23 protein-coding genes and 1 tRNA gene are annotated in these 21,389 nt (G+C 40.9%); 20 read left to right on the top strand and 4 right to left on the bottom strand.

The annotated features are described in order from the left end of the window. Window positions 1-42 precede the first annotated feature (42 nt). From H6G74_RS09890 to H6G74_RS09865, 6 genes are all read left to right on the top strand, one after another. A complete protein-coding gene (locus H6G74_RS09890) occupies window positions 43-1,797 on the top strand; it encodes a ShlB/FhaC/HecB family hemolysin secretion/activation protein (RefSeq protein ID WP_190967498.1) in 1,755 nt (584 codons plus the stop codon). 757 nt (window positions 1,798-2,554) lie between these two features. Next, window positions 2,555-3,370: an SDR family NAD(P)-dependent oxidoreductase gene (locus H6G74_RS09885; protein ID WP_190967497.1), complete on the top strand. Its 816-nt coding sequence runs from the start codon at window positions 2,555-2,557 to the stop codon at window positions 3,368-3,370. 292 nt (window positions 3,371-3,662) lie between these two features. Continuing rightward, a complete protein-coding gene (locus H6G74_RS09880) occupies window positions 3,663-5,204 on the top strand; it encodes a GMC oxidoreductase (protein WP_190967496.1) in 1,542 nt (513 codons plus the stop codon). Then, window positions 5,201-5,386 (top strand): hypothetical protein, encoded by a 186-nt coding sequence (locus tag H6G74_RS09875; RefSeq protein WP_190967495.1) that lies wholly within the window; start codon window positions 5,201-5,203, stop codon window positions 5,384-5,386. The genes H6G74_RS09880 and H6G74_RS09875 overlap by 4 nt, the downstream gene beginning before the upstream one ends. Before the next feature lie 87 nt (window positions 5,387-5,473). Continuing rightward, window positions 5,474-6,544: a DMT family transporter gene (locus H6G74_RS09870; RefSeq protein WP_190967494.1), complete on the top strand. Its 1,071-nt coding sequence runs from the start codon at window positions 5,474-5,476 to the stop codon at window positions 6,542-6,544. 136 nt (window positions 6,545-6,680) lie between these two features. Continuing rightward, entirely contained in the window at window positions 6,681-7,850 is a 1,170-nt protein-coding gene (locus tag H6G74_RS09865; protein ID WP_190967493.1) for a peptidoglycan-binding protein, read from the top strand. Here H6G74_RS09865 and H6G74_RS09860 read toward each other — a convergent pair. Both H6G74_RS09860 and H6G74_RS09855 read right to left on the bottom strand, forming a co-directional pair. Next, complete coding sequence (locus H6G74_RS09860) at window positions 7,845-8,300, bottom strand: DUF2141 domain-containing protein (RefSeq protein ID WP_190967492.1); 456 nt, start codon at window positions 8,298-8,300, stop codon at window positions 7,845-7,847. The two genes, H6G74_RS09865 and H6G74_RS09860, sit on opposite strands and share 6 nt — an antisense overlap. 260 nt (window positions 8,301-8,560) lie before the next feature. After that, on the bottom strand, window positions 8,561-9,967 hold the full coding sequence (locus H6G74_RS09855) for an ATP-binding protein (protein ID WP_190967491.1): 1,407 nt from the start codon (window positions 9,965-9,967) through the stop codon (window positions 8,561-8,563). A 326-nt stretch (window positions 9,968-10,293) separates the two neighbouring features. Here H6G74_RS09855 and H6G74_RS09850 point away from each other — a divergent pair, with 326 nt between their 5' ends. Next, window positions 10,294-10,470 (top strand): hypothetical protein, encoded by a 177-nt coding sequence (locus H6G74_RS09850; protein WP_190967490.1) that lies wholly within the window; start codon window positions 10,294-10,296, stop codon window positions 10,468-10,470. A 226-nt stretch (window positions 10,471-10,696) separates the two neighbouring features. After that, window positions 10,697-11,602, top strand: a complete 906-nt coding sequence (locus H6G74_RS09845) for a S66 peptidase family protein (protein WP_190967489.1) — start codon at window positions 10,697-10,699, stop codon at window positions 11,600-11,602. Window positions 11,603-11,980: 378 nt separating this feature from the next. Here the strand turns inward: H6G74_RS09845 and H6G74_RS09840 are convergent. After that, window positions 11,981-12,053 (bottom strand) — tRNA-Ala (locus H6G74_RS09840). A 72-nt stretch (window positions 12,054-12,125) separates the two neighbouring features. Between H6G74_RS09840 and trhO the strand changes: the two genes are divergently transcribed. From trhO to H6G74_RS09825, 3 genes are all read left to right on the top strand, one after another. Next, window positions 12,126-13,025: an oxygen-dependent tRNA uridine(34) hydroxylase TrhO gene (gene trhO, locus H6G74_RS09835; RefSeq protein WP_190967578.1), complete on the top strand. Its 900-nt coding sequence runs from the start codon at window positions 12,126-12,128 to the stop codon at window positions 13,023-13,025. Window positions 13,026-13,351: 326 nt separating this feature from the next. Next, entirely contained in the window at window positions 13,352-13,543 is a 192-nt protein-coding gene (locus H6G74_RS09830; protein WP_062293044.1) for a hypothetical protein, read from the top strand. 456 nt (window positions 13,544-13,999) lie between these two features. Further along, the gene (locus tag H6G74_RS09825) at window positions 14,000-14,287 is read left to right on the top strand and encodes a hypothetical protein (protein ID WP_199340952.1); all 288 of its coding nucleotides are present in this window, start codon (window positions 14,000-14,002) and stop codon (window positions 14,285-14,287) included. Between the two features lie 93 nt (window positions 14,288-14,380). Here H6G74_RS09825 and H6G74_RS30920 read toward each other — a convergent pair whose 3' ends face one another. Then, the gene (locus H6G74_RS30920) at window positions 14,381-14,527 is read right to left on the bottom strand and encodes a hypothetical protein (RefSeq protein ID WP_206756982.1); all 147 of its coding nucleotides are present in this window, start codon (window positions 14,525-14,527) and stop codon (window positions 14,381-14,383) included. 249 nt (window positions 14,528-14,776) lie between these two features. Here H6G74_RS30920 and H6G74_RS09820 point away from each other — a divergent pair, with 249 nt between their 5' ends. From H6G74_RS09820 to H6G74_RS09780, 9 genes are all read left to right on the top strand, one after another. Beyond that, window positions 14,777-15,394 (top strand): thioredoxin family protein, encoded by a 618-nt coding sequence (locus H6G74_RS09820; protein ID WP_190967488.1) that lies wholly within the window; start codon window positions 14,777-14,779, stop codon window positions 15,392-15,394. Between the two features lie 6 nt (window positions 15,395-15,400). Next, window positions 15,401-16,090 carry a cytochrome c biogenesis CcdA family protein gene (locus H6G74_RS09815; protein ID WP_190967487.1) on the top strand — a complete coding sequence of 230 codons (690 nt, stop codon included), beginning with the start codon at window positions 15,401-15,403 and terminating at the stop codon, window positions 16,088-16,090. 212 nt (window positions 16,091-16,302) lie between these two features. Next, complete coding sequence (locus tag H6G74_RS09810) at window positions 16,303-16,791, top strand: DM13 domain-containing protein (protein WP_190967486.1); 489 nt, start codon at window positions 16,303-16,305, stop codon at window positions 16,789-16,791. 209 nt (window positions 16,792-17,000) lie between these two features. After that, entirely contained in the window at window positions 17,001-17,609 is a 609-nt protein-coding gene (locus tag H6G74_RS09805; RefSeq protein WP_190967485.1) for a cytochrome b/b6 domain-containing protein, read from the top strand. A gap of 10 nt (window positions 17,610-17,619) precedes the next feature. Then, window positions 17,620-18,342 (top strand): molybdopterin-dependent oxidoreductase, encoded by a 723-nt coding sequence (locus tag H6G74_RS09800; RefSeq protein WP_190967484.1) that lies wholly within the window; start codon window positions 17,620-17,622, stop codon window positions 18,340-18,342. A 41-nt stretch (window positions 18,343-18,383) separates the two neighbouring features. Then, entirely contained in the window at window positions 18,384-19,196 is an 813-nt protein-coding gene (locus H6G74_RS09795; protein WP_190967483.1) for a DUF928 domain-containing protein, read from the top strand. 31 nt (window positions 19,197-19,227) lie between these two features. Then, window positions 19,228-20,136 (top strand): DUF928 domain-containing protein, encoded by a 909-nt coding sequence (locus tag H6G74_RS09790; RefSeq protein ID WP_190967482.1) that lies wholly within the window; start codon window positions 19,228-19,230, stop codon window positions 20,134-20,136. A 24-nt stretch (window positions 20,137-20,160) separates the two neighbouring features. Beyond that, entirely contained in the window at window positions 20,161-20,922 is a 762-nt protein-coding gene (locus tag H6G74_RS09785) for a DUF928 domain-containing protein (protein ID WP_190967481.1), read from the top strand. A 220-nt stretch (window positions 20,923-21,142) separates the two neighbouring features. Next, complete coding sequence (locus H6G74_RS09780) at window positions 21,143-21,373, top strand: hypothetical protein (RefSeq protein ID WP_190967480.1); 231 nt, start codon at window positions 21,143-21,145, stop codon at window positions 21,371-21,373. Window positions 21,374-21,389 lie beyond the last annotated feature (16 nt).

Below are 21,389 nucleotides of genomic sequence, written 5' to 3'. Positions count from 1 at the left end.
TAAATCTTACATAGGAGTGATTTTTTATAACCAAAATTTAAAATGTCAAATTTAAAATCTACCGTTTATTTTGGGTCATTCAAAAAACACATACATTGGCTATCTATTAGCCTGATTTTTAGTTGTGCTTGTGTCATTTTAGCTTCGCCATCATTAGCACAAGCACCAAATCCCCAAGGAGATCCAAACCAAGACCGCTTTCCCCAGCCAGGAACAACACCAGAACCCTTATCACCAGAATCACAACCCCCCATACAACCAATCCCAACCCCAACGCCCGAAAACCCACCCCCAGAAAGTTCTCAAACTATTAAAGTAGAGAAAATCAATGTTACCGGGAGTACAGTTTTCCGTCCAGAGAGATTCCAATCAATTACTCAGTCTGTAGAAGGGCGTGAAGTCACAGTCGAAGAACTCCGCAAAGCAGCCGATGCAATCACGCAACTGTACCTTGACCAAGGCTACATTACTTCTAGGGCAATTTTGGTAGACCAAACCGTTAATAATGGGGTAGTAGAAATTCGGGTCATTGAAGGGACAATCGAAAAAATCGAAGTTCAAGGTACAAGACGGTTAAATCCTGAATATGTGCGTAGTCGTGTAGCATTAGGCGCAGGTAAGCCGCTTTTGACTGCTGCATTAGAAGACCAATTAAGATTACTCCGGGCTGACCCTTTATTTTCTAATGTTGAAGCTAGTTTAAGGGCGGGTAGTGGTGTTGGTCAAAGTATTTTGATAGTGCGTGTTACCGAAGCACAACCCTTTAATGCAGCTTTGACTGTTGATAATTATTCTCCTCCTAGCATTGGTTCGGAAAGATTGGGTGTGAATGCTAGTTATCGCAACCTCTCTGGTCTGGGCGATGAATTTAGTGCGGCTTATTATTTAACCACTAGGGGAGGCGCAAATATTTTTGATTTTAATTATCGCCTACCACTGAACCCGATGGATGGGACTTTACAACTGCGAACCTCATTCAATGATACGAATGTGGTGCAAGAACCATTTGCGGCTTTTGATATCAGAGGAGAATCACAACTTTACGAAATTAGTTTTAGACAACCACTAATTAGAACACCCCGTGAAGAATTTGCCTTATCTTTAGGTTTTGCGGTGCAGAATGGTCAAACCTTTACCTTTGCAGGGCCTACACCCTTTGGTATTGGGCCAGATGAGGAAGGTAACAGTCGTACTCGTGTAATTAAATTTGGTCAAGATTATGTGGTGCGGGATCTGAATGGTGCATGGGCATTGCGATCGCTATTTAGTTTCGGTCTTGGTATATTTGATGCTACCAGCAATCCTAACCCGATTCCCGACGGACAGTTTTTTAGCTGGTTAGCACAAGCCCAACGAGTCCAACGCCTGGGTACAGATAGCGTATTAGTCACCCAAGCAGAATTACAACTAACCCCCAATGCTTTGTTACCCGCCCAGCAATTTGTAGTCGGTGGTGGTCAGTCAGTCCGTGGTTATCGTCAAAACGTCCGTGCTGGTGATAACGGTGTGCGCCTCACCGTCGAAAACCGCCTAACAGTCCAACGTGACGCATCCGGTAATTCCACACTGCAAGTTGCGCCTTTCTTTGATATGGCTTATGTCTGGAATGTGGAAGATAACCCCAACATTTTACAACGACAAAAATTTATTGCAGGTATTGGACTGGGCGTATTATTTCAACCCATACCACAGCTTGATATCAAACTTGATTACGGATATCCCTTGATAGACCTAGATGACCGGGGAAGCAACGCCCAAGATGATGGTTTTTACTTCAGCGTTGGCTATCGGTTGTAGGTGTTTTGAAGAGTTAGAGTGCGCGAGTGCATCCACTTTCAACGCATAGCCCAATACGGTTCAGTTAAGGTGATGAGAGTTGATTTCTCAATTTCTGCTCTATCTATCAGACAATAAGCAAGATTTGGGGGAGAATCCCCCAAACCCCCGATTGGGGGACGGTTGCGTCCCCCAAGCCCCCTCCAAAATTATTCTTGCGTTTTTTGTTGAGTAATTATTTGTTGGTTTTGTTGTGATTTGTTTTTTTATCTGAACCGTATTGGCACATAGCCCTCAGACTGAAGTCTGAGGCTATACAAACTAAACCCACCTAGGCGGGTTCAAAGTCCTTGATTTGATGTTAGTCCGCGTTCGGCTTTACTGTTGCCGCAGGCTAGGCGGACTTGGTTTTTGTAGCCGCGAATTCCATTCGTTGGGGCTAGGTGCAAGATATGTGTCAACGCAATTATTTTCTAAAGAAAAAATAAAGATTGTAATCACAATTTTTAAAATATAGTAAATTAAAAATTAATCTCCTGTATAAAGTCATTTCAAGTTAAAATTTAACAGGGGTTGCGCTACATTTAAAACCTAAAAAACTAGTATTTCAGCATTATTAATCATCGAAAAAAGTGTTCTATAAAACAAAATTGAGTCTTTAATTATCAGCTTGCAAAAATTGATTTCATATTGCCGAATTGTTGTCAAGGTGAAATATCTACTGCATTTCAATAGAAACAAACAACTTTAACAATTCACCTTATTCCTCAGAATTGATATGACATCAATAGCAGGTAAAACAGTACTCTTAACCGGAGCATCTGGCGGTATTGGTTCATTTATTGCGCGTGCTTTAGCAAAAGAGAAAGCGACAATCATTGCTGTTTCTCGTTCCCAAGCAAAGTTGGATGAAATCTGTACAGAAATAGCGGCTTTAGGTGGTAGAGGAATTGGCATTGAATTTGATATTAGCCAAGTAGCAGAATTACCAGACTTAATTCAGCAAATTAATCAAAGCGCAGGTCAAATTGATATTTTAATTAATAACGCTGCTGTTGAAAAATATCGACCATTTCAGGACTATACTTTACAAGATATTCAGTCTACTTTGACTACAAATTTAGTTGCAGGTATGGAATTAACACGCTTGATTTTGCCAAGTATGTTAGCTCGTAATAGTGGTCATATTGTGAATATTGCCTCTGGTTCCGGTAAAAAAGGAATGCCATACAACAGTATTTATTCAGCTAGTAAAGCAGGTTTGATTATGTGGACTGATGCTTTACGCCAAGAGTTAGCTGAGACAAATATTGGTGTATCGGTAGTTTGTCCTGGTTATACTGCAACGGGGATGTTTTCGGCTTTGGGAGTTCCTGCGCCTAGTTTAGCGCGTGTTGCGCCACCACAAGAGGTTGCGATCGCAATTTTAAACGCCATCAAGCAAAATCAAGCCGAAGTAATTTTAGATGGCTTTGTTTCCAAACTTTTATTTTCTAACTTCCAGCTTTTTCCCAAATTTGGTGACTTAGTTTTTAAATTGATAGGTGTTACTAAACTCAATAAAACTTGTGCTGAAAAGCAAATGCGAATTTGATAAAAGCATTCAGAAGTCAGGAGTCAGAATTAAATCCTATATAACTGTCGGATGAATAAACGGTGAAACATCATAGTAAATCGCAGATTTACTGGTCTTAAATTAGTGAAGACTCTTACCTATGACTTACGCAATAACTCTCTCAGATTCTTATAACTTCGTGTCCTTTGCGCCCTTTGCGGTTCGTTTTTTCATAGTCTTGTGTAAGTCCTGTTACCCTTCAACAAGCTCAGGGCATCGTTCCTAAATTCTGACTTCTCCATTCTTATTTAATTAACAGGTTTAGATATCAATGTCGAATAATCATTATGATTTTATCATCATCGGTACTGGGGCTGGTGGTGGAACTTTAGCATACAAATTAGCCCCTAGCGGTAAGAAAATTTTAGTTTTAGAACAAGGTACTTTCTTACCCAGAGAAAAGAATAATTGGGACACAAAACAAGTATTGCAAAAAAGCTATTACCGTACTAGCGATATTTGGTATGACCAAAATAATAAACCCATCAACCCAGCCGCACATTATTATGTAGGTGGCAATACAAAATTTTATGGCGGTGCTTTATTTAGATTACGCGAAAGAGACTTTGAAGAAGTAATTCATCAAGGCGGAATTTCACCTGCATGGCCATTAACATATCAAGACTTTGCTCCTTATTACGACCAAGCAGAAAAACTTTATGAAGTACATGGAAAGCGCGGTTTAGATCCGACGGAGCCAGCAACGAATTGTGATTATCCCTTCCCTGCTATTAGTCATGAACCTTATGTTCAAGAACTATATTTAGGGCTAAAAAATCAAGGGTTACATCCATTTTCTTTACCTCTTGCCATTAAACTCAATGAAGTCAACCGTCATTTAAGTGCTTGCATTCGTTGTGATACTTGTGACGGTTTTCCCTGCGTGGTTCATGCTAAAGGTGATGCGGAAGTTAATGGGATGCGTCCAGCGATCGCCTATAATAATGTCAAACTAATTACTCAAGCCAAAGTTGTTCGCTTACACACTAGCGCATCAGGACAAGAAGTCACAAAAGTAGAAGCAGAAATTCAAGGACAGCCGCAAATCTTTTCTGGCAATATTGTGATTGTGGCTGGAGGTGCAATTAATTCTGCCGCATTATTACTCAAATCTGCTAACGATAAACACCCCCAAGGTTTAGCTAATAGTTCACAACTTGTAGGGCGAAATTATATGGTACATAATTGTGCAGTCGTTATGACTTTAAGCACAAAACCAAACCAAACAATTTTCCCTAAAACTTTAGCACTAACTGATTTTTATTGGGGCGAACATGATTTTCCCTATCCAATGGGTAGCATCCAATCACTGGGTAACATCCATAAAGATAGAATTATTGCCTATGGGCCGCCATTAATGCCCAATATTGTTGCCGAAAAAATAGCGAATCATTCTCTAGCTTGGTGGGTAATGAATGAAGATTTACCTGATGCAAATAATCGGATATCTGTGCAAGGCGATAAAATTGTGATTAACTATCAAAATAACAATCAAATAGCTTTTAATCGCTTAATTCAACGCTGGATTAAAACTTTAAAATCCCTTGACCAAGCTACAGAAAGTCAGCATTTTTCATTACACATCACTCAACATCTCAGCTTAGATGCTGTCGGTCATCAATGCGGTACTTGTCGTTTTGGTGAAAATCCCCAAACCTCTGTCTTAGATATTAATTGCCGTACCCACGATATTGATAATCTTTATGTTGTTGATGGCAGCTTTTTTCCTTCTAGTGCTGCTGTTAACCCATCTCTCACAATTATGGCTAATGCTTTGCGCGTAGGCGAACATTTATTAGGAAGAATTAAATGACTCTCCAAGAGTCAGGATGTAGGGGTGTAAACTGGATTTCTCTCTGGAGAGAAATCCAGGGATGTGGGACGAATGGTGAAGAAATCTTTCCCCCCACACTCCCCACACTCCCCACACTTCCCACACTCCCCACACCTCCCACACTCCCCACACTCCCCTCTCTCCCAACTCACCAAACCTAAGTATTATTTCCTTCACAAAAAGACACAATTGGGTAGAATTGGTTAAAGCCATCTCTGCTCATCTGAACTAAAGGTCTCAGCAAATCCATGCAACTGAAACTCAGTGCATCTCGTCTACCCTTCGCACCTCTATTGTTAATTGCGCCGTTTTTCCTCTGGGGAACAGCAATGGTCGCTATGAAAGGTGTCATCCCCCACACTACACCACTATTCATGGCGGGTGTGCGCTTGTTACCAGCCGGGGTGTTAATTTTGGTCGCAGCCGCACTGATGGGTAGACCCCAACCACAGGGTTGGAAAGCCTGGTTATGGATTTCTTTATTTGGGTTGGTTGATGGGACGTTATTCCAAGGCTTTTTAGCAGAGGGTTTGGTGCGAACCAGTGCCGGGTTAGGATCGGTGATGATTGATTCCCAACCTTTAGCAGTGGCTTTATTATCGCTGTGGCTATTTCAAGAACATATTGGTTTTTGGGGATGGTTAGGACTGGGTTTAGGAGTCACGGGGATTAGCTTAATTGGCTTACCGGATGAATGGATTTTTCATTGGCTGGGTACGCCAGGAAATATCATCATTGGTAATTGGCAAGATTTATTTGCGAGTGGTGAATGGTTAATGCTGTTAGCGGCGCTGTCGATGGCTATTGGGACAGTGTTAATTAGATTTGTGACACGTTATGCTGACCCGGTAAGTGCTACTGGCTGGCACATGATTATTGGGGGTTTGCCATTATGGGGCGTTTCGGCGGTGACAGAATCTCAGCAATGGCAGAATATTGTCACACCCGATTGGCTGGCGTTGGGATATGCCACAGTATTTGGTAGTGCGATCGCCTATGGTTTATTCTTTTATTTTGCTTCTAGTGGTAGTTTAACTAGCCTCAGTTCCTTGACGTTTCTCACACCAGTCTTTGCCCTATTGTTTGGTAATCTCTTCCTCTCCGAAATTCTCAGTCCGTTGCAATGGATAGGCGTTGCGCTAACATTAATCAGCATCTATCTCATTAATCAGCGTGATAACCTAGCCGGACAGAAGCAAACTCTCAATGTCACCGAAACAACTACGACACAACAGCCACAAGTTTTAGAAGTATCATCAAAAAAGCTCAATTCCGTTTCTCTCAAGGTGAGAGAATCTGAAACCGAAACTTTACCCTAATTTGTGTACATAGCTCAAGTACTGGGGAAGAATAAATAATCACAAAAGTCTGTTAACCATACTTAACATTTAGACATAATAGAGGCTATTGTGGTATGGATAATTTCAAAATTACCTTCAGGCTAAAGCTTGCAATATGAGGCGATGTCCTTCCTCTATCCTGGTATTCATCTGGTTTACTAGTCTGGGTTTTTACCCCAACCGTCCAAGTACAGCCACATCTAACCCTACATACCCAAAAATTGCCCAATTCAATTCCCCCCAGCCCACCAAGCAGGCTGTTTTGAAATTGGGTAGTCAGGGGCTGGAAGTACAAAAATTACAATCTCAATTGCAAGATTTAGGCTTTTACAAAGGGGCGATAGATGGAACTTACGGTTCTAGTACCCAACTGGCTGTATCTCAATTTCAAAAAACCAAGGTTTTAAAAAGAACAGATGGCGTTGCTGACCAAACAACTCAGATGAGTCTGAAATCTGCCACTGTTTCACAAAATCCGTTTCCCACTTCGCCAATTGTGGCATCACCCACCCCAGAGACTCAATCTAAGCCTCCAGCCAAGTCCAAGAAAAAAGATTTTATTTGGTGGTCGTTGCTAGGTGTGGGAATTTTTGGCAGTCTTGGGTTACTGCTGTTTTTCTTAAAAAGGTTGCGTCAGTCCAAGCAAGCCCAACTACCAGAAGACTCTCCACTACCCGCCTTGAGTCCAGCAGATGAAGAGTCAGTTCCCGAACCGCTACCAGAGTTAGAAAGTACAACCGCTACTCCAGAAACCACTACACCAGAAACTACATCAGCACTACCAGCAAAAATTATCCCCGTAGAAAAAACTTCTCGTCTCGCCAAGCTGAATATTGTTGATGAATTAATTAAGGATTTACACAGTAATGACCCAACCAAGCGGCGCAAAGCAATTTGGGACTTAGGACAACAAGGAGATTCTCGCGCTATTCAACCTTTAGTAGACTTAATGATTGATGCTGACTCTCAGCAACGCAGCTTAATTTTGGCTGCTTTGTCCGAAATTAGCACCCGTGTTCTTAAACCAATTAACCGGGCTTTGGCTGTCTCTTTGCAAGATGACAGTCCCCAAGTAAGACAAAACGCCATCCGTGACTTAACTCGTGTCTACGATACGATGGCGCAAATGAGTCAGATATTAAGCCACGCCCTCGAAGATCCAGATGCAGAAGTGCAAGCAACCGCGAAGTATGCGTTAACTCAGATGAAGCGAATGCGTGGTTTGGCAGTTCAACCAAATCTACCAGAAGATGTTCCAAAAGATTCTGGGAAATCAGGCTTATAAATATTTTAGATGAATTTTGATATCTGTATTTGCTCCTGCAACGAGAACCGCAGCTTCGTCAAATTTGGGCGCTCGGCTACGAATTTCGGGGTTTTGCGAAAATCCAAAACCTTCCAGGGGAAAACCTATGTCACTACGATTTACGGTGAAGTCGTTGTTTTCATCGTGCATGACAGCGACGGCGTAGTTACCTGCTTTTAAGTTGCTAAAAGTGATGGTGACAGATTTTTCTGTGATTTTAGTACATTGTCTTTCTAAAACCCGATCGCGATCGCTCGGAAATCCTTGACTACTGGCAAATATACTGGCGCAAACTTGCCCCTCTGTATTTTTTAAGCCATCAATTTCTACAGTGAGATTACCGTTAAAACTAGCCCTAGCCATCAATGGCAAAGCCAAATTTCCCAAAGCTGCAAGCACGACAAGGCTTACTTTCAATTTTTTGCTCATAAAATTTCTTTCAAAAGAACAAATATTACTACTGTGATGAGTACGTGCAGAGTTATACTGCCATGATTTGATTAAGATTGGCAAGTATATTGGAGGTAAAAATCAGAAATAACTTAGACATAAATCCACCCATAGACATCTACTTCTGAATTATTCTTCAAAAATAGAAATACTATAGTAATTCTCAAAATTGAGAGCTTTATATCCCCGACTTATTTGAGCAGTCAGGGATATTTTTATTCACGAATAATTTACTACTACTATATGTTATGTCCCAAATCTGATGAGAATCTTACAGGGATTTGAATGATAAACTCAGTTCCTTTACCTACAGTAGATAAACACTGTAATTCTCCACCATGTTTTTCAACAACAATTTGGTAGCTAATCGATAATCCTAACCCTGTACCTTTACCAACTGGTTTAGTCGTAAAAAATGGGTCGAATAAATGTTTTTGAATTTCTTCAGGAATCCCTGTACCATTATCAATTATCTGAATCTTTACTTGGTGATCATCAGTCAATTCTGTACGAATCCAAATAGCTGGTTTGTTTAATAAACCGGAATTGTGATGATTTAATTCTGAATTTTTGACAATTGCCTCTTGTAGTGCATCAATAGCATTAGACAAAATATTCATAAAGACCTGATTTAGTAGTCCAGCATAACACTCGATTGGCTGAATTTTTCCATATTCTTTGATAATGCTAATTCTTTGTCCGTTAACTTCTTCTTTGAGTCGACTAGATAAAATTAACAGTGTACTATCAATACCTTCATGAATATCAACTATTTTCTTCTCAGCTTCATCAAGTCGAGAAAAATTGCGTAAAGATTTGACGATTTGCTGAATGCGATCGCACCCTAATTTCATTGATGTCAGCAAATTTGGGAAATCAGATGCAACATACTCTAAGTCTATATCTGAAATCTTATGTTTAATTTTTTTGGCTGGTTCTGGATATTTTTGTTGATACAAATAAATTAGTTCTAGTAAATCTTGAGTGTAACCAACAGCATGAACAAGATTGCCTGCAATAAAGTTGATAGGATTGTTAATTTCGTGAGCGATACCAGCCACTAATTGTCCTAATGCTGCCATTTTTTCATTTTGCAATAAACGAGTATAGTTATTTTGCAAATCTTGAAAACCAGCTTTAGCAAGTTGTGATTGTTCCTCCGCAAACTGTAGATGAGCTAAAGTTAAGGCATAAATTTGAGAATAGGCTAAGAGTAATTGATGGAAATCAATAAGACCATACTTTCCTGATGTAGCTGCTACTAAAATCGGTTCATAGGCAATATGTAAGGATCTTTGTAATGCTTTCTGAGTGGCTTCTACAACTGTCGTTTCTCCAGGAATCATCAATAAATCTGGCTGAAGAAAGTTATATAAATTTTCAACGGGTCGGCGCGAAAATAATCCAAAACTATAGGGACGGCTCATGTGTTCAAAAAATTTTTGCCGCGAAATCATACCTCGAAAACCTTGGTTTTTAGTCAAAATAATGCCTGGAAGTAAAGGTTCTTGACTAAAAAGTCTAATTAACTCATCTCCAGGACAATCTAATTCAACCTGAATTTCCCACATAGGTAATTCTTGCAAAGTTGACTCTAACCGCAGATTAAGCTCATTAGTATTTGTCATGCTATGTATAGCAAGCATAAAATCAATCCTTTGCATTTTTTGGATTACATTTCCCGGCTTTGTCCTGAACTATGGTTACAAATTCAGGTACGAAAAAAGCCAGTATTGCCGTATATAGTTTTCCCAAATTTTGATAATAAATCTTTACTTTATATAAAGTTTAAAATTCTGCTAATTTATCTAGTTTTGCAGCGCGATCGCTCTGACATACACAATCAATCTGAATTTATCATCTCTCTAATGTTACTAAACCATCAATTGCTGCTTACTTCTTCAGCAAGATAGCAGAACTTTTTAGATTGCTCAGAATAGGTGTCATAAATCTCTGCAAAAAGGAAATTGTTATGAAGAGTATAGCATCTGTGGTTGTAGCGGTGCTTGTAAGTACTGCTGTTGGTGGGATTTTATTTTCCAATTTTCCAAATGCTAATCAAGCAAATGGTGAAATTGCACAGCAAAGCCCGTCTCCTAGCCCTAGCCCTACCAGTACACCTACTCCTACTACTACACCTCAAAGTTAATTTATCGTTGATTTTGCAGGATAACTAGAAGGCATCAAGATAAACATTGAATACTTCTTAGACATCTTCTAAAGTGTGTTTGATCAAAATATCCTGTGCAACAGAGTCGATAATAACGATTGACTCTGTTTTTGTCATGAAATGGTATGAGTGTACATCGCAAAGACTAAAGTATATAGTTGGAGTTCTATTAATTATTGAATTCTGAATCCTGAAAAATTTATTGATGAAATCAGCCATATTACCTGCACCCTTAAAACCTGGAGACTTATTGCGTGTAATTGCGCCTAGTGGTGCTTTGCGAGAGTTTGATGCTTTTAATCAGAGTATAGAAATTTGGCGATCGCACGGTTATCGTGTAGAAATTAGTCCGAATATTGAGCAAAGTTGGGGTTATTTGGCAGATAAAGACGAAATCCGCCGTCATCAATTAGCCGCAGCTTGGTGTGATCCTGACTGTCGTGGGATTCTCTGCGCTAGAGGTGGTTTTGGTAGCACCCGCATTTTAGAAAGTTGGGATTGGCAGAGTCACTCAACAACGCCAAAATGGTTAATTGGATTTTCGGATATTACAGCTTTGTTGTGGAGTTTGTTTAATGTGGGAATTTCTAGCGTTCACGCGCCTGTATTGACCACATTTGCTAATGAACCAGATTGGTCAAGAGAACGGTTATTACATTGGGTAGCCGGAAAACAGATAAACTCACTTAAAGGCTGTGGTTGGGGTGGGGGTGTGGTATCGGGAATTTTGCTTCCGGGTAATTTGACAGTTGCAACTCATCTTTTAGGTACACCACTGCAACCTGATTTTACAAATGTGATTTTGGCTTTTGAAGATGTCACAGAAGCACCATATCGGATTGACCGGATGCTAACCCAGTGGCGATTGAGTGGAGTTTTATCTAAAGTGCGTGGGATAGTTCTAGGAGGCTTCACTCGCTGCGAACCTCCCGCCAATGTCCCTAGCTTTAGTGTGGAAGAAGTATTGCGCGATCGCTTGGGCGATTTAGGCATTCCCATTGTCTCAGATTTACCCTTTGGTCACGGCGAAGAAAATGCAGCTTTACCAGTGGGTGTAGAAGTCACATTAGACGGCGATCAAGGAATATTGGATGTTGTAGGGATTAGATAGTAGGTGTTCAAAACCCTTACACCTGGATTTCTCTCTTGTGATAAATCCAGGTGTGTGGGAAGGATGGGAGGAGAGGGAGGCTGACAGGTGTAGGTATTTTACAAACGTGGCTGAAATGGGGTTTTTCCGTTAGTTGAAAACTCAAATTTTAGTCTTTGATTTTTTACCTAAGAACGAAATTTCGTTATTTGAACCACGTTTAGAACTCTGTCTGAGAGTGTCCACTCATACCCACATCAAAAACCTACACCTGTCAGGGAGAGGGAGGACAGTGAAGAAATCTTTCCCCCCACACTCCCCACACTCCCCACACTCCCCACACTTCCCCTACCCATACGTGAGAAATTCGGGTTACACCCTCACACCCATGATTAAAAATGGAGGTTAGCGGACTCGAACCGCTGACATCCTGCTTGCAAAGCAGGCGCTCTACCAACTGAGCTAAACCCCCGTACAATTAAAATGGTAGTCGAATTTGGCTACTTTAAACATTGTACCTGAAGATTGTTCCATTTCCAAAGGGATGAACCAAGAAAATACCCAAATTGTTGCAGCATTTTATAAATTTGTCAGTTTGCCTGACTTTGCCGAGAAACAAGAACCCTTATTGTCTTTCTGTCTAGCACAAGGTATTAAAGGGACAATTTTGTTAGCAGCAGAAGGTATCAACGGCACAATTGCCGGTTCGCGTCAAGGAATTGATGCTGTTTTTGCTTATCTAGGTAGCGATCGCCGTTTAATAGATTTAGAATACAAAGAATCTTACGCTCAAACCCCACCTTTTGAACGAATGAAGGTGCGTTTAAAGTCGGAAATTGTGACTTTAGGTTTGCCAGAAGTTGATCCCAATCAACAAGTAGGTATTTACGTCACTCCAGCCGAATGGAATGAATTAATTTCTGACCCAGAAGTGACAGTAATTGATACACGCAACGAGTATGAAGTCAGAATTGGAACTTTTCAAGGCGCGGAGAACCCCCACACACAATCTTTTCGGGAGTTCCCAGAATATGTCCAGCATCACCTCGACCCAAATCAACACAAAAAAGTAGCTTTGTTTTGTACGGGTGGGATTCGCTGCGAAAAAGCTTCGTCTTTTATGCTGGCTCAAGGATTTAGCGAAGTTTATCACCTTAAAGGTGGCATTTTAAAATATTTAGCAGAAATTCCTGCCACCGAAAGCTTATGGGAAGGCGAATGCTTTGTGTTTGATGAGCGGGTGGCTGTGAGTCATGGTTTGGAAACTGGTAGCCATGAATTGTGCTTTTGTTGTGGACACCCCATTTCTGACAAAGATAAAACCTCGCCTCAGTATGAAGAAGGTATTTCTTGTCCCTACTGTTTTGAACAACTCACGGAAGAAAAACGAGTCCGTCAACAAGAAAAATGGCGACAGTATCAACTTCTGCAAGCTAAGGACTGATGTTTGTTGAAGTCGGGGGTAAGAGTTTAGGGGTGTATGGGTGTAAGGGTTTTAAACACCTACACTCTTCTGAGCGCAATCGACGCAGAGGTTATTTATGGTTGAAACACCTGAGAATACCGGGTTCCTACTCAGCACTCAGCACTCAGCACTCAGCACTCACCTATCCATCAGAAGTATATCTTGCCTATCTTCCGTGTAATTTTTAATTCATCCCATTGCCGCATGACGAGATAGTGCAATTCCAGGTATTATCACTACCAAATTTGGTAGATGATTACTTATATCAAAGCTGTTTCAAAAATTTTTGCTTCGGAGTTGTAAAAATGTACGACAAAAGCGACATAGAGATAATGATTGAGAATATGAGTTTATCTGGTGTGCTTAGTATACTTTCGCAGGTCTGTTACGAGAAAGCCGAACATTTAAGAACTAATTGGCAAGACGTAGAAACAGCTAGAACATGGGAGAAAGTTGGTAGAGCCGTTGGTAAAATCAAAATCAAAACTGATTTATAAGTTCTCTTGACCCCAAAAATCGGGTTTTTGTTGGTAGCTGTGACGATACGATGAGTGCAGTAGTTCCCACAAACCCGATTAAATTAAGCGTGTTGAATTAAAAGACCGTTCATCTAGGGCAGAGTACAAGCTCCGTCTCAGACAATCCCCCTTGCTACCTGCTCCCTTGCCTCTTTTGACACCCTTACACCCATTCTCAACAGCCAAAACTTTGGGCGTAAATCCTAAATATATCTGGAAGTCTTGACTTTTTGCGTAATCCCCGACGATATTAGTGTACTAATCAATAGACAATTTTCCGTCAAAAGATGAAGTCAGATAGTTAAGTAAAATTAATTTTTGCAAAGTAATTAAAAAAAAAAGTTAATTTGTTATCAAAATCTGGCTCCATCCGTATGATTATACAGGATGATCCTTGTCTATTTCTTTAGTAAGACTTTTAAGGGGTTCCAAAAGATGATGAAGTTAAAATTTGTTGGTGTGATTGCGAGTCTTGCTCTGGTGGGTAGCTTAGTTGCTTGCTCTGGTGCTAATGATCAAGCTGCTCCTGGTAGTTCACCTTCGGCTGCTCCTGCTTCTAGTACTGGCGACGCTATGAAGAAAGAAGGCGACGCTATGAAGAAAGACGGTGACGCTATGAAGAAAGAAGGCGACGCTATGAAGAAAGAAGGCGACGCTATGAAGAAAGAAGGCGACGCTATGAAGAAAGAAGGTGCTGCTCCAGCGCCAGCTAAAACACCCTAATGTTTGCGTTGCTGAGGATACATTGACTAAAACAACAGTTTTTACATCTTTAATTAAGAAGTTTGTATCCTGAAGCCACTTGTCCCGAATTTCTCACGTATGGGTAACGGGTGTGGGGAGTGTGGAGAGAGGAGGGGGAAAGATTTCTTCACCATCCTCCCAAACCTCCCACCCTTCCCACACCTCCCAAACCTCCCACACCCCTGGATTTCTCTCTTGTGAGAAATCCAGGTTGTGCATACAAGCATTGCTGAAAAACTTTTTGTAACCGTTCTGGAAAATCATTGATGTAAATTGGTAATTTTTTATACGTTGAATTTCAAAGTCAAAAAACTTTGTCAACACAGATAAAAATTACCAAAGCAATTAATCTATCTATGGGTGCGTTATCTACGCACCCATTTCTCCGAAAAGTTGTTTCGGTATCTCCGTAATAATCCGAAACCAAAAAGTATTCAACTATATCTTTATAACCGCAAGGATGGCTTTATGGATAGACATTTCATCAAGCGCCGCCGACTGCTTACCTATCTGGGTTTAGGAGCGATAGGAGCAGGTGGAGCAGCGATCGCATCTGGATGTTCTGGGAAAAGCATTATTTCCACACCAACTGCGACTCAACCTGCTGTCAATAGTACTCCGGCTGAAAGTACCAGCGCCGCCTTACCTCCTAATGCCCAAAAGCTCCCAGAATTCCAAGGCATTTCTCAGTGGCTAAATTCCTCACCCTTAACAACTGCTGACCTCAAAGGTAGTGTAGTGTTAGTGCAGTTTTGGACATTTGCTTGCATTAACTGTCAGCGTACCTTGCCTTATGTGACCCGTTGGCATCAAGAATATGCCGATAAAGGCTTGAAAATCGTCGGTGTCCACACACCAGAGTTTGCTTATGAAAAAGTGGTCAACAACGTCAAACAAGCTTTGAAAAAACACAAAATTAACTATGCAGTGCCAATAGACAACGAATTTCAAACTTGGAATGCTTATAAAAACGAATACTGGCCGCATTTGTTTTTAGCCGATCGCCAAGGGGTAATTCGTTACGACCACATCGGTGAAGGTGCTTATTCCGATACAGAACAAATGATCCGTCAGCTTTTAGGATAGGTTGAGATGGCAATCACTTCCCTATCAGCCGGGTTAGCAGTTTTGGCAGGGGCGTTAACGGTACTGTCACCTTGTGTTTTGCCGGTTTTGCCTGTGTTAGTGGGGCGATCGCTTTCTACCCACCGTTATGGGCCTGTAGCCCTAGTAGCGGGTTTAGTAGCTGGATTTGCCACAGCCGGGAGTTTGCTAGGAATCGCCAGCAGTTGGTTAGCTGGGTTGGCTAATACTCTGCGTTATGTGGGAATATTTATTTTATTGTTCATGGGTGTGTTAGCCATCTTTCCCAAGTGGAGTTATCTGCTGCTGAGTTATTTGCAATTGGGCAGAATTAAAAGAAACACAGGGGTAGGATTAGCGGGAGAGTTTTGGTTAGGCACTCAGCTTGGTTTATTGTGGACTCCTTGTGCTGGGCCTGTACTGGGGAGCATTTTAATTTTGGCAGCCAGCAAGCATGAAATTTTTGGCACCTTTGCACTATTATTGGCTTTTGGTGTGGGGGCTGCATTACCGTTATTAGCGATCGCTTATGCTGGGCGTTATGCCAGTAAATCTTTGCTAGGTTTGCGATCGCGCAGTGAAATGTTACATAGAGTAGGCGGTGTTTTGGTAGCCGCATCTGCGATCGCCATTCTCTTGGGTTGGGATGTGCAGATTCAACTGTGGTTAGCTCCCATGTTCCCCCGCCTGCCACTGTAAAATCTCTAACAAGCAAATAAAATTTTTGAGGCAGTTTATAAAAACTTGCTAAATTTTCAGGGTTTACCGCTACTTTCAGTGTAGTTAATAGTAACTTCATGGTAAGTTGCAATCATGACTACATAAAAAAATGCAACATCAATGAGCGTAGCTACTAATGCAGACTGCGCTCATGTTTCGATGAGTATTGGGTATTGGGAGGCTTTGGCGCTATGCACAGACAATTACTAATTTTGAGTTTGGCAACTGTGGCGATCGTAGGTTGTGCAGCACAGGTAGGAACAAAACCGACAGAAAACTCTGCAACCCCAGGAGTGGAAAGCGTTCAAGCCACAGAAACCGCAACTCCCACAACTGCAACCCCAACTACAGTTGTCAAATCAGGTAACTTTGTCAAAGGAGAACATATCACTCAGGGTAATGCCCGCATCATTACCGAAAATGGTAAAACCTTTTTAGAATTTGATCAAAACTTCAAAACCGACAGTGGCCCAGATTTGTTAGTCATTTTACATCGGCAACAGCAACCTAAAATTTACGGCATCACTGAAAAAGAGTACGTCAGTTTGGGGCGGTTACAAAAAACCTCTGGTAGTCAACGCTATGACATTTCCGAGAATATCAAGATTGCAGATTTTGCCAGTGCAGTAATTTGGTGTCGGACTTTTAACGCCACCTTTGGTTATGCAGCCTTCAAGTAATCATCTGCCGACAAATTAATCCTTGAATCATAAATATTCATTGGAAATAGATAAATAGTTTTGTAATCATTTTATTACCAATCTCAATAACGCATAAAGTTGCGAAATAAACCTGATATAAGTATTAGTGAGTAATTTTTCAACAATAAAAATAAGGCAGTAGAACACCTGAAACATTTTAGATTTGAATACAAAAATTAGGATTTTCTATGGCTGCTTCTAAAGCTGGTAAACGTAGCAAACCTCCGGCGGGGCCGAAACAAGAGTTGGCGGCTAAAATCTTTCATGGTCTCAACATCATCAGTTTAATCGTGATGATTGGCAGTGGCTTGCAAATTTACAATGCTAACCCTGTGTTTGGTGGTAGGGGCGGATGGACATTTCCCCGGACATTCTTACTGGGAGGATGGTTAGGCGGGGGACGCAATTGGCACTTTGCAGCGATGTGGCTATTTTCGCTGAACTTATTAGTCTATGGCGTTTACATATTTTCAACAAAGCGGTGGGAAAAGCGGTTTGTTTCCCAAGGTGACTTACAGGTTTTACAAAAAGGGCAGAATCCCAAACGGAAAAACTATGCTTGGCATCGGTTAATTTATACCGGAATTGTACCAGTATTAATTCTGGCGATCGCCTCCGGTGTGGCAATGTACAAACCAGCCCAACTGCCTTGGTTATCTGGATTATTTGGCAGTTGGCAAACCTTAAGAGTAATTCACTTTATCACCGTACCCATAGTTATCATCTTTGTCATTGGTCATTTTCTGCTATCCCAAAAAGTTGGGGGCTATCGTTTAATTAAATCAATGTTTACTTAAAAGAGGTGGTATGGAAGAATTTAAAGCACCGCGCCATCTATTAACGCGCCGCCGCTTGTTGCAACTATCGGGAGTGTCCAGTATGGGTTTACTCCTGAGTAGTTGTGGTACAGGTTTACTCTCAGAGTCAGTCGGTAAATTAACAGAACCACTGAACCTGAAAGTCGGGGAATTATTACTCAAACCCCAAACACCAGTCCCCGAATTTCCCATTAGTGCGATCGAACCAAATGCACTGTTAATCAATAGCTTTAATGGTACGCCTCAAATTGATCCCGATAAATTTCGTCTAATTATTGATGGCGAAGTTAATCAGCCAATGCAATTGAGTATGGCAGATATCCAAAAACTGCCCTTTAACTCAATGGTAATTCGTCATATATGCGTCGAAGGCTGGGCTGCGATCGTCCAGTGGGGGGGTGTACGCTTGAGTGATTTGATCAAATTAGCCCAACCAAAATCTCAAGTGCGTTACGCCTACTTTGAATCTGCTGATACCTACTACGAAAGCTGGGATATAGCCTCCACATTACACCCTCAAACCTTGTTGGCTTACCAAAAAAATGGTCAGTCATTATCACCAGAAAACGGTGCGCCATTACGTCTAGCTTCTCCCATCAAACTCGGTTACAAACAATCTAAATGGGTAACTCGCGTCACATTAACTAGTACTCTCAGCAGCAGAAAAGGATATTGGATTGACGAAGGTTATGAATGGTTTGGGGGAATATAGTTGAATTTATGCAAATTCCGCAATAGTAGGAGTATATTTTGATGCCTGTTACCATGCTGCAAAAAATCTGGCTCATATTTCTCACAGCAACTTTTGGGTTAACTGTTCTCTCTCCTACTCATATTGCAATAGCCCAGCCAAAAAAAGAAACTTTGCCAAATAATCAGGAAAAGCCTAAAAGAACAGTCCAGTCTGCTAGTCGTCTGAGATTAAATCTACCACCATCTTTAGGCAAGCCGAATCGCCGAGTACCAGCAGCCACAAGAGGAGGAAGTTGCATAGCCAACAACCCAAAACTCACAGCCTTAATTCCTAAGTACGATACAGCATTAACAACCGTCGGCAACCCAACTTTATATTTCTTTATTCCACAAAATACTGCTGCTTATCTTGAACTAGTGATTCAAAATGAAAATGACAATGAGCAAACCGTTTACCAGCAGAAATATCAAACAAATACTAAAGCCGGAATAGTGGGAATTAATTTGCCACCAAATGTTTTAGCCCTAGAGCAAAAGTATACATGGAATTTCGCAATCATCTGTAATCCCGAAAATCCTGCTTTAAGCAAAGTTGTCAAAGGTACTATCCAACGTTTTGAAAACCCTTCATTAATGAAAAAACTAGCGCAAGCTACTTTGCAAGAGCGTGTGCAACTCTACGCAGAAGCTGGAATTTGGCATGATGCTCTTGATACTTTAGCAAGATTGAGAGCCTCAAGACCAAATGATTTCAAAGTCAAAGCTGATTGGGAAGCATTATTAACAGCACCAGGAGTAGAGTTTGATAAACAACTAGCACAGAAACCTTTAAGTTTCGCAAAAGAAACTCCAAAACTGTTGTTAAATAATTGAGAAACATTTCCCCATAGTAAAACTCAAACAGATGATCTCCCTCAAACTACAAAAAATCGGGATAACAATCTTAGCCACTACAGTTGGTATGACGGGCTTTTTGTCAGTAAATACCGCAGTAGCCAGAGAGAAAATTATCTTTGTTCCTCCGGTTCTTGGTAGTCCACGGAGATTGATACCAGCAGGAACAAGGGCTTATGAACCCCCATTGAACGAGAATGCAAATATAGAGATCCAACCACTGCCCGCACCGATAGTAGCACCTCCTGGTCGTGTTAGAGGTAATCCTAATGATCTTGAAAGGACAATTCCGCCACTGCAAAACACTAACCCACAACCTGCACCAGTTACAGGCAAGTGTTTGCAAGGTAACATACCTTTTACAGCTTTAATTCCCGAATCTCAACTAGGATTAACCACAGTTTCCAATCCCAGCCTGTTTTTTTACGTTCCCCAAACTTCTGCACCAGAGTTAGAGTTAGTTGTTCAAAATGAAACTGAGCAAGAGGTTTACACACAGAAATATAAACCAAATAACAAAGCTGGCATAATTAGCATACGACTACCTGTTAATTCTTTAGCAGTTAACAAACAATACAAATGGACATTTTCTGTAATATGTAATCCTACAGATAAATCTCAAAATAAAGTTGTAGCTGGCGTAGTGCAACGTGTTCTACCAGATTTGCAACTAGTAAAAAAATTACAACAAGCAAACCGACAAGAACGTGCTGTTTTGTATGCAGCAGCAGGTATTTGGCATGATGCCCTGGCAACTGTGGCACAAAGACGTTACTTGTTTCCGAATAATCCAGAAATAGCATCTGATTGGCAAGAACTGTTAACTACACCAGGTATTCGCTTAAATCAAAAAATCGTCCAGCAGCCTTTAATTTCTCCGCCAGAAGCATTACAACCCAACAACAAGCACAAATTTTAAGCTCTAACCCACAAGTACATAACCATGAACAACCTTTTACCACGAAAATTTTTGTCTACCGCAATCTCTGCAATTGTCGGATTAGTAATTGTCAGCCCTTTAGTACCAGTACAAGCAGAAGTCAAGATTAATTTACCAGACTTGGGAAAAGGCCCTGGTCGAAGAGTTCCAGGGGGTTCACGCGGGGTAAATTGTGTTGCGAAGAATCAGTATTTAACCGCTATTGTGCCGATTTCAAATATTGGCTTAACAACTGTAGCTAACCCTACCTTATATTTTTATATCCCGGAAAATAAAGCACCGGAAGTTGAATTAGTAGTTCAAGATGACAATGAGCAAGAGGTATACAAACAAAAGTACAAACCCAATGGTAATGCTGGTGTAGTTGGTGTTAGCCTCCCAGATAATACCCTTGCTAAAGGTCAAAAATATCGATGGAATTTTTCAATTATTTGCAATACTCAAGACCGTTCTTCGGATAAGTTAGTTCAAGGAACTATCCAACGGGTTGATAATCCACAGTTGATGAGTAAAGTAGACAAAGCTTCTTTATCAGAACGCTTGAAACTTTATGCTGATGCTGGAATTTGGCAAGATACTCTAAATACTTTGGCACAGTTACGCTACTCTAGCCCTCAAGATTCAGCACTCAAAGCAGATTGGGTAAGTTTATTAACAGCAGATGGCGTAAAATTAGATACTGAAGTGGCTGAAGCACCATTAGTTCTAGAAACAAATCTACTGCAACCAATTAACCACACCTCGGAAGTGACTACACCTCAATAGAGAACATCCATATTTCAAAAAAATCGACCTTAATTAGGATTTAAGCAATTTCATCATCACATTAACTATAGGGTGCATCAGCAGCGATAATTCCCAAGAAATCTAGGAATTTTTCAAATCTGACGCACCCCAAAAATTTATAAAGTGCATACTCAGACAATGTTCTCCCTATTAACAATTGTGGCGGTAGTGCCAGCATTGTTTATCAGAGGAGAATATTATGACAACACAATTCTACTCTCAGTTAATTGCCTCCTCTCTGGCATCTGGATTAATTGCTTTTGGTTACTCTGTACCTGGCTTCCATACCGCCACTAATCTCACTAATATGACTTCCACATCTGAAATCAATCACACATCATTAAATCAGATGTCTGCGTCTCATATAAAATCAGATTTGACGGTAGATGGGGGTTTTCCTGAGCGACTAGTTGTTGCTGGTAGTCGTTAGTCAGCCTAGGGGACTT

Origin of the sequence: Nostoc spongiaeforme FACHB-130 (assembly GCF_014698475.1) — a bacterium.
In the GTDB taxonomy this organism is placed as follows: Bacteria; Cyanobacteriota; Cyanobacteriia; order Cyanobacteriales; family Nostocaceae; genus Nostoc_B; species Nostoc_B spongiaeforme.
The sequence above is the reverse complement of the archived record's forward strand: the minus strand, read 5'-3'. Positions and strand labels throughout refer to the sequence as shown.

Excerpts from the sequence above, each read along its gene's own strand:
- H6G74_RS09890 (WP_190967498.1), top strand. The coding sequence starts at position 43 with ATGTCAAATTTAAAATCTACCGTTTATTTTGGGTCATTCAAAAAACAC.
- H6G74_RS09885 (WP_190967497.1), top strand. The coding sequence starts at position 2,555 with ATGACATCAATAGCAGGTAAAACAGTACTCTTAACCGGAGCATCTGGC.
- H6G74_RS09880 (WP_190967496.1), top strand. The coding sequence starts at position 3,663 with ATGTCGAATAATCATTATGATTTTATCATCATCGGTACTGGGGCTGGT.
- H6G74_RS09875 (WP_190967495.1), top strand. The coding sequence starts at position 5,201 with ATGACTCTCCAAGAGTCAGGATGTAGGGGTGTAAACTGGATTTCTCTC.
- H6G74_RS09870 (WP_190967494.1), top strand. The coding sequence starts at position 5,474 with ATGCAACTGAAACTCAGTGCATCTCGTCTACCCTTCGCACCTCTATTG.
- H6G74_RS09865 (WP_190967493.1), top strand. The coding sequence starts at position 6,681 with ATGAGGCGATGTCCTTCCTCTATCCTGGTATTCATCTGGTTTACTAGT.
- H6G74_RS09860 (WP_190967492.1), bottom strand. The coding sequence starts at position 8,300 with ATGAGCAAAAAATTGAAAGTAAGCCTTGTCGTGCTTGCAGCTTTGGGA.
- H6G74_RS09855 (WP_190967491.1), bottom strand. The coding sequence starts at position 9,967 with ATGCTTGCTATACATAGCATGACAAATACTAATGAGCTTAATCTGCGG.
- H6G74_RS09850 (WP_190967490.1), top strand. The coding sequence starts at position 10,294 with ATGAAGAGTATAGCATCTGTGGTTGTAGCGGTGCTTGTAAGTACTGCT.
- H6G74_RS09845 (WP_190967489.1), top strand. The coding sequence starts at position 10,697 with ATGAAATCAGCCATATTACCTGCACCCTTAAAACCTGGAGACTTATTG.
- trhO (WP_190967578.1), top strand. The coding sequence starts at position 12,126 with ATGAACCAAGAAAATACCCAAATTGTTGCAGCATTTTATAAATTTGTC.
- H6G74_RS09830 (WP_062293044.1), top strand. The coding sequence starts at position 13,352 with ATGTACGACAAAAGCGACATAGAGATAATGATTGAGAATATGAGTTTA.
- H6G74_RS09825 (WP_199340952.1), top strand. The coding sequence starts at position 14,000 with ATGATGAAGTTAAAATTTGTTGGTGTGATTGCGAGTCTTGCTCTGGTG.
- H6G74_RS30920 (WP_206756982.1), bottom strand. The coding sequence starts at position 14,527 with ATGCACAACCTGGATTTCTCACAAGAGAGAAATCCAGGGGTGTGGGAG.
- H6G74_RS09820 (WP_190967488.1), top strand. The coding sequence starts at position 14,777 with ATGGATAGACATTTCATCAAGCGCCGCCGACTGCTTACCTATCTGGGT.
- H6G74_RS09815 (WP_190967487.1), top strand. The coding sequence starts at position 15,401 with ATGGCAATCACTTCCCTATCAGCCGGGTTAGCAGTTTTGGCAGGGGCG.
- H6G74_RS09810 (WP_190967486.1), top strand. The coding sequence starts at position 16,303 with ATGCACAGACAATTACTAATTTTGAGTTTGGCAACTGTGGCGATCGTA.
- H6G74_RS09805 (WP_190967485.1), top strand. The coding sequence starts at position 17,001 with ATGGCTGCTTCTAAAGCTGGTAAACGTAGCAAACCTCCGGCGGGGCCG.
- H6G74_RS09800 (WP_190967484.1), top strand. The coding sequence starts at position 17,620 with ATGGAAGAATTTAAAGCACCGCGCCATCTATTAACGCGCCGCCGCTTG.
- H6G74_RS09795 (WP_190967483.1), top strand. The coding sequence starts at position 18,384 with ATGCCTGTTACCATGCTGCAAAAAATCTGGCTCATATTTCTCACAGCA.
- H6G74_RS09790 (WP_190967482.1), top strand. The coding sequence starts at position 19,228 with ATGATCTCCCTCAAACTACAAAAAATCGGGATAACAATCTTAGCCACT.
- H6G74_RS09785 (WP_190967481.1), top strand. The coding sequence starts at position 20,161 with ATGAACAACCTTTTACCACGAAAATTTTTGTCTACCGCAATCTCTGCA.
- H6G74_RS09780 (WP_190967480.1), top strand. The coding sequence starts at position 21,143 with ATGACAACACAATTCTACTCTCAGTTAATTGCCTCCTCTCTGGCATCT.